The following is a 5,472-nucleotide window of genomic DNA, read 5'->3' on the forward strand; positions in this document are numbered from 1 at the left end:
CGGGGCACCGGCGGTCCATGCCGCCGGTGCCCCCGCCCGAAGCAACCTCCGCTCCCGAGCATCCGAGGAACCACAGGCCCACCGAGCTCCCGTCCGCCCTGCTCGCCCACCTCCGCCGCGCCAGCACCGACCCGCAGGGACGGCTCCCGGCCGGCATCCGCCGCCACGGCCGCGGTGTGCTGCTGGAGGCCGGTCTCGCCTACGCCGAGGACGGCGACGGATACCGCCTCGAACCCAGCGACCCCCGCGCACTGTTCGGCGGCCCGCTGACCATCACACCGGAAGGCCGCCGGGCCGCCCTCACGCCGCCGCAGCTCACCGCCCTCACCGTGGGCGTCAGCGACGACGGCACACTCAACGGCAGGACCCACTGGCAGACCGTCCACAGCCTCGCCGCGCTCGGGCTCGTCGAGACCAGCAACCCCACTGGCGAGCGCCTCCTCGCCCGCCGCACCAGCCTCGGCGACACCGTGGCAGCCCTGCCCACCCCCTGAGCGCCGCCCGCCGCCCGGGCCGTCACCATCCGCCCCGCCGTCCACAGAACACCGGCGAGTTGCTCTCCTTGCTCGCCCCGGCGGATCGCACCTGGCTCCGTGCGCCTTCATCCGCCCGGTCCCCGCCGGATGCCAGGGCGGATCACTCACTCACGACCGGCACGCGGACGGCCAGATCGTCGAGCCCGACGGTTGAGCCCCAGCCGCCCCGCGCCCACGAACCCCAGCCCACCCGAAGGAAACACGATGAGCATCCCCGTACCCACGCGTTGCGTCCGCCGGCCCCGTGCAGGCGGGCGCGTGATCCCCTGGACCACCGTCCAGACCTCGCCCCGGCTGTTCCTCGGCCTGCCCGGCACCGAGCACGGCGTGACCGCCGTCTTCGGCGCACTCGACAGCACCCGCCAGGCCGCCGCGGTGACCGGCCGGCTCTGCCAGGTCTGCGGCCAGGCACTGGAGCACCTCAGCGTCTACCTGCTGCGGTCCGCCGACATCGCCAACGGCCACACCGTCGAACCCGCTCTGCATCTTGGCTGCTACGCCTACAGCCGCCGCGCCTGCCCCACCCTCAACGGCGGCTCCGACCACTACCGCCGCACCTCCCTCAACCTGCGGACCGTCCAGGACGACACCACCGGCGGTACCTGGAAGCAGCCGGCCGCCGGACCGGACCGGGCCGGGCACGCCCACGAGACCTGGGACGCCTGGTACGTGCCGGCGGACCAGTACCGCGTGCACCACGGCGACAACGGATCCGTCGGACTGAGCTTGGAGGGCGTGAAGCCGCTGCGCGCCGTCCGGGTACGCAACGCCGCCCTGCCCCCGGACGCCGTCGCGCTCCTGGCCGCGCTCGCCGACCTCTTCGGCACGGGCGCGCCCGCAGACCGCGGGGCCTGCCCCCACGCCCATCTATAGATTGCACAACACCTATGGATGCTGTAACTTATTACTTGAAAGGTCCGCCTCTGACACGGAGCACACCTATGACGCCGCCCTCCTCCACCCCGTCGGACACCCTGGTTCTGAGCCTCCTCGACAGTGACTCGTCGATGCCGGAGCCCCTGGCCAGTCGCTACTGGGAGATTCGGAAGACAACTGGGCCCGAGGGCCCGGCTGCCGTCCTGGCTGCCCTCGAAGAGCTCGCCGCCCGCGGCGAGTCCCCCTCCGAAGCCCAGCTGTCCGCACGCGTGGCGGACGCCCGCCTCGCGGCCGAGGCCGTCGGCCACGACCACTACATCAGCGCCCCGAGCACCACGCCGGGCACCGAAGGGAGTCGGATCGCCCTCGACCAGGTCGATCTGCGCCGCCGCGTGTTCGCACTCGGCCGCGACCACGTCGAACTCCGCCCGGACGGTTCGCTGACGCTGCGCTACCGGGGTGGCGGCACCAGCACCTTCCACCCGGTGAGCGCCGCCGAGCTGGAGCAGTTCATGGAAGGCAACCGGCAGCGGATGAAAGAGGTCGCCGCCTTCGGCGACCGGGTGCGCGTCGTTCTCCGGCAGGCGGACCCCCCCGTTGCCGTCGCGTCGCGCCGGGCTCCGGTCGCCTCGGGCGTCGACGTCCACGTGGGCGGTGGCACAGTCAGCGTGTTCTGGTGGTCGGCCACCTGGGAGGAGCAGCTCGCGGACCGCACTCCGGGCCAGCCGTGGGCCAACGGTCTGCGCGACCGGATCGCCGCTCTGCTGCTCGCCGACGGCATCCGCACCGAGCCCGACCGCGACGCGCTCAAGGTCATCGTCCCCTGACACGCACGCGCCGCAGGCCCGCCCCGGCACGGGGCGGGCCGCCCCCGCCGCCCGCTGCCGACCCCGAGGAGCATCGGATGCCCGCCGCCGACACGATCAGCGACTTCGTGCGCAGCATTCCGACCTGGATGACGGTGACCGCGGAAGCGTTCCTCCTCACCGTCTGCCTGGTCCGCGCGTACCGGCGGGTGAGGGCCCGCCGGGCCCGTGAAGCAGCCGCCAAGGCCCGTGCGGACCTCCAGTGGTGGGACGAGAAGAACCGGCTCCGGTACATGGGCCTCCTCAGCAACGAAGGCAGGCGGGACGAGCAGCCCCCGCGCCGTTGCCGCAGGGGGCGGTAACCGCGCCGCGCCACCCGTCAGAGGCTTCTGCGGGTCGCCCCCGTCTGCGCCCTACCAACCCGATCAACTCCCGCTCGAAAGGGCTTGCATGAGCCACGCCTGGATGAACGTCACGATCACGGGTGACGCCGGCTACGCGCGGATGCACACCTCGACCAACGACGACCGGGACCTGGGCTACCCCTCCGGCGACGCCCGCTGGACGGACGAGTTCCGCTCCACCGAGCAGCAGCCCGACGCGCTGGCCCGCGCCCTCGCCCTCGCCGGCACCTCACGGACCGGCATCAGCGGAATCGTCGTCACCGTCCACGTGAACGGCCAGCAGGTCTAGCCCCGGGCACCACCGCCTCACCGGACCCGCGCACACCCCACCCAGGCCGGCCCGCACCACAGCCGGCGCCTCACCTCTCGCAAGGAGCTTCCCATGGGCGACCGCTCGCCGCTCCAGTGCTGGGTGCACCAGGCCGAACCGGCCGACCACCCCGCCATCCTGGAGATCCTGGCCGATCACAAGCTCAGCACCGACGCCCCGGCCCAGGCCGCGGGCAGCCTCGCGCTCGGCACCCGCTACATGTACCTCGAAGCGCTGCTCGGCAGCTCGGACGCTCTCGCCGCCGAGCTGCAGCGCTCCGCGCCCAGCGCCGTCTTCGAGCTCTGGCAGGACCCGTACCCGCCTACTGCCGACGGGCACTACGTCGGTCACGTTCCCGGAACCGGGACTCACGAGGGGGCCTGCAACGAAGCCGGCGAACTCCTCATCCCGGTACGGGAGGTGCGGGAGATCCTCGGCGCGGCCCCGGCTGGGCTCACCGTCGAGATGTGGCTGGCCACCGAGGGACGCAAGCACCTCGGCACCGCGGTCCTCGCGCGGCTCGCCGCGTTCGAGCGCCGGTGGTAGCCCGGAAGCCTCCCGGGCCCGGCCCGGCTCGGGACAGCACCGCTCCCGTGTCCGACGCCACGCTGCTGGACTGTCTGCGGTTGGGCATCCAGAGCGGGCAGGCCGTGCGGACCGCCCGCCGGGCCACCCGCCGGGAGCCGCCCGGTCACAAGCAGCGCGCCGCCCACCTTCGGCTCCGGGCCGCCGGCCGCAGGGTCCGCCACGACGACGACGCTTGGCGCAGGGCCTGGCACGCGGTTCACGGCCGCCGCTTCCGCGGCTCGGCGGGCGACGCCTCGACCGCCTTTCTCGCCGGTCTCGGCGCGGACCCGCAAGCGCTGATCCGCCGCGCCGATGCCGTGCTGGTGCACACCTCGGCCGGGAAGGATTCGGTCGTGGCCCTGCACCGGACCGCCATGGCGGCCAAGGCGGCCGGCTGCCTGGACAAGGTCGTCGTCGTGCACGCCGACCTGGGACCCGGCACCGAGTGGCCGGGGGTGCGCGAGCTCGCCCAGCGCCAGGCCGAGCGGTACGGGCTGCGGTTCGTGGTCGTCGCGGCCGCGGGCGGGTTCCTCGGCATGGTCGAGGCCCGCGGGATGTGGCCCGACGCCGCGCGCAGGCTGTGCACCTCCACGCTGAAGCGCGACGCCAGCGCGCACCTGTACACGGAGATCGCCACCGCGCTCGGCCTCGACAGCCAGGCCCTGCTCCTGTCGGTGTACGGGGTGCGCGGCGGCGAGTCCCGCACCCGGGCCCTCAAGCCGGTGCTGGGCATCGACACCCGCGCCAGCAGCGGACGGCGCCTGGTCCTGACCTGGCACATCATCCACGGCCTCAGCAGCGACGAGGTCTGGCGGGAGATCCGTGACCAGGGCCTGGAGTACCACCCGGTCTACGACTGCGGGCTCGACCGCCTTTCGTGCGTGTACTGCGTGATCGCGCCGGAGGCCGCTCTCATCCTGGCCACCAGAGCCTGCTTCGCCCTCGGCCTCACCGCTCCCGAGGTCTACACCGACCTGGAGCGCCGGATCGGGCACACCTTCAAGCCCGGGGTCACCCTGGGCGGGATCGTCGCCGCCGCCCGCATGATCGACGCCCTCGACGGGCCGCTCACCTGGGACCGGGGCGACGCAATCCGCCGGCACCTCGGCGAGGACGCCGCCGAGCAGTGGCGCGACAACCTCGCTCTCGCAACCTGACCACGGCCGCACCGACGCCGGCCCGGAACCGCCCTGAGGAATCCCGTGCCACCCACACCGCACGTCCACCGCCAGCCCGTCCCGTCGCCGGGCGACCCGGCCGCCGCGCACCTGCTCCTGCAGGCGGGCGAGCTCATCGACCTGACCGGCGATCCGCTGCAGCCCGGCCCCCGCTGCGCCACCTGCGAGGGCTTCGACCTCGGCGACACCTGCCCCATGGCCCTGACCTGTCCGACCTGCCTGGCCGTTCCCGGCCGGCGCTGCCGCCGCCCCAGCGGCCACACCGCTCCCGGGACCCACGTGGCCCGCCTCAAGGCCGCCGATCTCGCCGACGACGAGCGAGAGGCGGCCGGTGACCCGACCCTGCCCGCGCGCTGGGCTCCCGAGCCCACCGACCACGAATAGTGAGCACCATGACCAGCACCGACACCCCCGGGGCCGGGGACCTCGGCACGTACGAGTTCGCCACCGAAGCGCTGCTCGACCCGACCGCCGTCTGCCTGCCCTGCCTGTGCTTCAACGACCGCACCGTGCCGGCAACGATGCGCATCCGCGACGTCAAGAGCGGCGAGGCCATGACGGCCTGCGTCGACTGCGACGCCGACGGAGTGGCCGCGGAGTCGCTCGCGCACTGCCTCGACCAGATGGCCAAGCCCTTCCGGCTCACCAGCGACGGCTCCGAGTGACCGGCTGCCGGGCCCCGGCCCACGGGCAGCCTGCGGGCCGGCCGGACCGGCGGGCACCCCGCCCGGGGCCGGGCCGCGGTGTCGCCGCTCCGGCGCCTCCTCGGCCCGCCCCCGCGTGCGGGAGCGGGCC

At 74.0% G+C, this 5,472-nt stretch carries 9 protein-coding genes; all 9 read left to right on the forward strand.

The features are described 5' to 3' along the window. Positions 1–494, forward strand: a 494-nt coding sequence (locus AA75_RS17640; RefSeq protein ID WP_206743442.1) for a hypothetical protein, incomplete at its 5' end; no start/stop codon positions are given. A gap of 300 nt (positions 495–794) precedes the next feature. Next, on the forward strand, positions 795–1,409 hold the full coding sequence (locus AA75_RS17645) for a hypothetical protein (protein ID WP_051812660.1): 615 nt from the start codon (positions 795–797) through the stop codon (positions 1,407–1,409). A gap of 68 nt (positions 1,410–1,477) precedes the next feature. Continuing rightward, positions 1,478–2,239, forward strand: coding sequence for a hypothetical protein (locus AA75_RS17650; RefSeq protein ID WP_033821028.1), 762 nt, complete (start codon positions 1,478–1,480; stop codon positions 2,237–2,239). Positions 2,240–2,316: 77 nt separating this feature from the next. Continuing rightward, positions 2,317–2,580, forward strand: coding sequence for a hypothetical protein (locus AA75_RS17655; RefSeq protein WP_033821029.1), 264 nt, complete (start codon positions 2,317–2,319; stop codon positions 2,578–2,580). A 103-nt stretch (positions 2,581–2,683) separates the two neighbouring features. Then, a complete protein-coding gene (locus tag AA75_RS17660; protein WP_033821030.1) occupies positions 2,684–2,911 on the forward strand; it encodes a hypothetical protein in 228 nt (75 codons plus the stop codon). 93 nt (positions 2,912–3,004) lie between these two features. Then, entirely contained in the window at positions 3,005–3,478 is a 474-nt protein-coding gene (locus AA75_RS17665) for a DUF3145 family protein (RefSeq protein ID WP_033821031.1), read from the forward strand. 47 nt (positions 3,479–3,525) lie between these two features. Continuing rightward, on the forward strand, positions 3,526–4,656 hold the full coding sequence (locus AA75_RS17670) for a phosphoadenosine phosphosulfate reductase family protein (RefSeq protein WP_033821032.1): 1,131 nt from the start codon (positions 3,526–3,528) through the stop codon (positions 4,654–4,656). Positions 4,657–4,701: 45 nt separating this feature from the next. Next, positions 4,702–5,061 carry a hypothetical protein gene (locus AA75_RS17675; protein ID WP_033821033.1) on the forward strand — a complete coding sequence of 120 codons (360 nt, stop codon included), beginning with the start codon at positions 4,702–4,704 and terminating at the stop codon, positions 5,059–5,061. 8 nt (positions 5,062–5,069) lie between these two features. Next, positions 5,070–5,342: a hypothetical protein gene (locus tag AA75_RS17680; RefSeq protein ID WP_149038207.1), complete on the forward strand. Its 273-nt coding sequence runs from the start codon at positions 5,070–5,072 to the stop codon at positions 5,340–5,342. Positions 5,343–5,472: the final 130 nt, after the last annotated feature.

Origin of the sequence: Kitasatospora sp. MBT63 (assembly GCF_000710465.2) — a bacterium.
In the GTDB taxonomy this organism is placed as follows: Bacteria; Actinomycetota; Actinomycetes; order Streptomycetales; family Streptomycetaceae; genus Kitasatospora.

What these genes read in the sequence shown, in the direction of transcription:
- AA75_RS17665 (WP_033821031.1), top strand. Translation starts at nt 3,005, where the DNA reads ATGGGCGACCGCTCGCCGCTCCAGTGCTGGGTGCACCAGGCCGAACCG.
- AA75_RS17650 (WP_033821028.1), top strand. Translation starts at nt 1,478, where the DNA reads ATGACGCCGCCCTCCTCCACCCCGTCGGACACCCTGGTTCTGAGCCTC.
- AA75_RS17680 (WP_149038207.1), top strand. Translation starts at nt 5,070, where the DNA reads ATGACCAGCACCGACACCCCCGGGGCCGGGGACCTCGGCACGTACGAG.
- AA75_RS17655 (WP_033821029.1), top strand. Translation starts at nt 2,317, where the DNA reads ATGCCCGCCGCCGACACGATCAGCGACTTCGTGCGCAGCATTCCGACC.
- AA75_RS17660 (WP_033821030.1), top strand. Translation starts at nt 2,684, where the DNA reads ATGAACGTCACGATCACGGGTGACGCCGGCTACGCGCGGATGCACACC.